General features: G+C 61.0%; 4 protein-coding genes. 1 reads left to right on the top strand and 3 read right to left on the bottom strand.

The window, feature by feature from the left end; all coding sequences use genetic code 11:
* Nucleotides 1-277 precede the first annotated feature (277 nt).
* The gene (locus HMPREF1138_RS03635; RefSeq protein ID WP_009056664.1) at nucleotides 278-772 is read left to right on the top strand and encodes an inorganic diphosphatase; all 495 of its coding nucleotides are present in this window, start codon (nucleotides 278-280) and stop codon (nucleotides 770-772) included.
* Between the two features lie 103 nt (nucleotides 773-875).
* Here HMPREF1138_RS03635 and HMPREF1138_RS03630 read toward each other — a convergent pair whose 3' ends face one another.
* The 3 genes from HMPREF1138_RS03630 to HMPREF1138_RS03620 all read right to left on the bottom strand — a co-directional run.
* Nucleotides 876-2,297 carry a hypothetical protein gene (locus HMPREF1138_RS03630; RefSeq protein WP_009056659.1) on the bottom strand — a complete coding sequence of 474 codons (1,422 nt, stop codon included), beginning with the start codon at nucleotides 2,295-2,297 and terminating at the stop codon, nucleotides 876-878.
* Complete coding sequence (locus tag HMPREF1138_RS03625; protein ID WP_009056667.1) at nucleotides 2,297-2,614, bottom strand: hypothetical protein; 318 nt, start codon at nucleotides 2,612-2,614, stop codon at nucleotides 2,297-2,299. Before HMPREF1138_RS03625 ends, HMPREF1138_RS03630 begins: the two co-directional genes overlap by 1 nt.
* 42 nt (nucleotides 2,615-2,656) lie before the next feature.
* A partial coding sequence (locus tag HMPREF1138_RS03620; RefSeq protein WP_039936724.1) for a hypothetical protein occupies nucleotides 2,657-3,158 on the bottom strand: 502 nt, incomplete at its 5' end.

Genomic DNA, 3,158 nt, shown 5'->3' with positions numbered 1-3,158 from the left:
CCGGGTTGCCCGAGGCCTGGGCGGGCACGGACGCGGTGGCGGGCTCGAGCGCGGGTGCGGTCGGGGCGGCCGCGGGCGTGGGGCCGTTCGTGGTACAGCCCGCGCAGGCAAAAGCGACAGTCGCCACAAGTGCGGTGCTAGCGCTTACAATTGGCCCCATAGACGTGCGATGCATGGATGTCCCTTCGTGGTTACCTCGGTAGCTACAGTACCCGTCCATGCGCCGACTCAACCAACCGGACCCCCGAGTTTCGGGGCTGACATGGAAGGCTCGAACATGGAGTTTGACGTCACCATCGAGATTCCCAAGGGGAATCGGAACAAGTACGAGATCGATCACGAGACGGGTCGCATCCGCCTGGACCGCATGCTCTTCACCTCGACGCGCTACCCGGACGACTATGGGTTCATTGACGACACCCTGGGCGAGGACGGGGATCCGCTGGACGCCTTGGTCCTCCTTGAGGAGCCCACCTTCCCCGGTTGCGTGATCCGCTGCCGCGCGCTCGGCATGTTCCGTATGCGCGACGAGAAGGGCGGCGACGACAAGGTCCTGTGCGTTCCTGCATCGGATCAGCGCGCGTCGTGGCGCACGGAGATCGACGACGTCTCGGAGTTCCACCGCCTGGAAATCCAGCACTTCTTTGAGGTCTACAAGGATCTCGAGCCCGGCAAGAGTGTCGAGGGGGCGCACTGGGTCGGCCGTGAAGAGGCTGAAGCCGAGATTCGCCGCTCCTACGAGCGCCTCAAGGAGCACGAAGGCGAGCACTGAGCCGATACGTGACGGTGGGGCCGCGCAGACTTAGTCTGCGCGGCCCCACCGCGTTGTTGACGCTGCCTGTGTGCCCCGCGCGCGGGGCACACAGGCAGGTAGGCTAGTCGTCTTTCTCGTTCTGCGAGGGCAGACCCCAGTGTTTGTAGACATCCTGACCCTTTTTGAAGAGCTCCTTGTTGTCGTTGAGGTTTCCGATCCATTCTCGCTGTCGCTTCATGGGCAGATCGAAGAGCTCCTCGCGTTTGAGAACCTCGTCGACCCCGGCAACCTGCTCTGAGGTCCCAAAGCGCCGATACCAGGCTCTGACTCCTTCTTTACCCAACGACTCGGCGGCTTCGGACGGAGCATTCATGAGGTCAATTGTCGCCTGGTGCGCCTCTTGAGCTTTACGCGCTGATTCCTTGACCCCTCTCTCGACCGCGTCGTGGACATCATCCGCCAGGTCGTCAAGCTTATCCTTGCCGGCTTTCAGAGCGGCCTGCGGGTCATCCATGAACTCACCCACCTTGTGCTTTCCGGATTTCCACGCATCCTCAATGCCATCGGCGAGGTCGTCAACCTTGTCCTTACCGGCCTTCCACGCATCTTTAGCGCCGTCGGCGAGGTCGTCAACCTTGTCCTTACCGGCCTTCCACGCATCTTCGGCGAGGTCGCCCAGCTTATCCTTCCCGGCCTTCCACGCATCTTTAGCGCCGTCGGCGAGGTCGTCAACCTTGTGCTTACCGGCTTTCCAGGCGTCATGAACCTTATCGGGCAAGTCACCAACATGAGAAAAAAGCTTCTTAAGAGCCGGGCCAAGCTTCTCGAGGATACCGTCCAGCTTCGTGAAAGATTTCAGAGCTTCCTGGAACCCATTGAGGACCTGCTTGCCCTTCGTGGTGATACGAGCAACCCATTTCGACACGGTCGCGGAGATCTGAGCGACGATGGCGGGGGTTGCAATCCCGAGGGTGCCCACGGCTTCCCACACCGACTGAACGAAGGTGCCGATCAGGTCGCCGATGGCCTCGCGGGTGAGGTCGTAGACGATCTTGACCATGGCGGACAGGATATTGAGGCATTGCGCAACGACCTTACATGCGTCACCTAACGACCGGAAAGCCTCGATGACGCTTCCGATCTGAACTTTGTAGGCGCTGAGGGTACGGCAAACCTGGGCGTCGAGCCCCGCCGCGACCGCTGCTTCGAGCTCCGCGGCGGCTTGCGTCCACTGGTCCCCGATGCGTTCCCAGGTGAGGGCAGCGGCCTCCACCTTCTCGGGGTCGCCCGTGAATTGCTGGAGCATGTCCGGCAGCGGGTCGATGTGGGAGATGATCCAGTTGACGGCCCACGACACCGCCGTCTTGATCGGATTCACCGCCATGTCAACCAGGTCAGCGGCGATTCCAATGGTGCTAAGCGTCGCGTCGAGAGCGGACTTCGAAATATAGAGGTCCCGAATATCACTGACAATACCCGCGTCTTTGAGCGGATTCGTCTCGTGGGTTGACTCCGGCTTGGCAATCTCAACGGAAGATACCATCAGTGTTCCCCAATCTGTTGGCCGATCGAGTTGAAACGCTCCTGCAAGGTCTGCTCATTTCGATCGAAGTCATTGGCGGCACCCTTGAGGAGCTCGGCCCCCTTTTGGACACGCTGACCGAATTCGGTGTTACGTTGAGCGAAGATTTCTGACACCGCCGTGTACGCGGGAAGGATCATGGGGGTGAAGACCCCGAAGACGTTGCCGTCCAGCGCGGCCATGTACGCGCTTCCACCCTGCTCGACCACCTGACCGATACCAGTAGCGTCACTCGCGTGAGTCCGCCAGGAGTCAGTCTCAATGTCGATGTCTGCCATCACAGTGTCCTTTCGTCACAACTCACCCAACTTACCAGACCATCAGTTTGCTTTCCAAGCCTCGATGATGGTTCCCGAGTGGGGGTACAGGACGATCCCGATCTCCGCGCCCTCTGAGCGGCACGCCTCTATCACCGTCGCGTAGGGCTGTTCGCCGGCCTCCACCTTGCGATCCATCCAGCTCTTTTCTTCCCTGTATTTCCACGACGAGCCGTCCGAGCTGACCAACTCGAACTCGTACATCACCCTAGCGTTACCTTTGCCGTAGTTCGAAATGCTGTTGTCCACCCGGAAATCACGGCACGTGACGGCCTCGTGGCGCACCGTTCCCGAACGCCAATCCTGGACGTAGGGGGTCAGGTAATACAGCGAGGCGTACCCGACCGCCCACAGGATCGACGTGGCCGCCCCGAGCCCAAGGAGTGGAGCGAGGAGCGACAGCACGCTGCTGCGCCTGCCCGACGACGACGGAACGACGCACCTCCAGGCCACTCGCGCAAGCCACCGCAACGACGCCCAGACAACCGGGAACCAGAACACGAGA

It is taken from the genome of Actinomyces sp. ICM58 (assembly GCF_000283035.1).
Taxonomy (GTDB): Bacteria; Actinomycetota; Actinomycetes; order Actinomycetales; family Actinomycetaceae; genus Pauljensenia.
Note: the sequence above shows the minus strand (reverse complement) of the source record. Positions and strands in the feature narration are given on the sequence as shown.

Excerpts from the sequence above, each read along its gene's own strand:
- HMPREF1138_RS03630 (WP_009056659.1), bottom strand. The coding sequence starts at position 2,297 with ATGGTATCTTCCGTTGAGATTGCCAAGCCGGAGTCAACCCACGAGACG.
- HMPREF1138_RS03625 (WP_009056667.1), bottom strand. The coding sequence starts at position 2,614 with ATGGCAGACATCGACATTGAGACTGACTCCTGGCGGACTCACGCGAGT.
- HMPREF1138_RS03635 (WP_009056664.1), top strand. The coding sequence starts at position 278 with ATGGAGTTTGACGTCACCATCGAGATTCCCAAGGGGAATCGGAACAAG.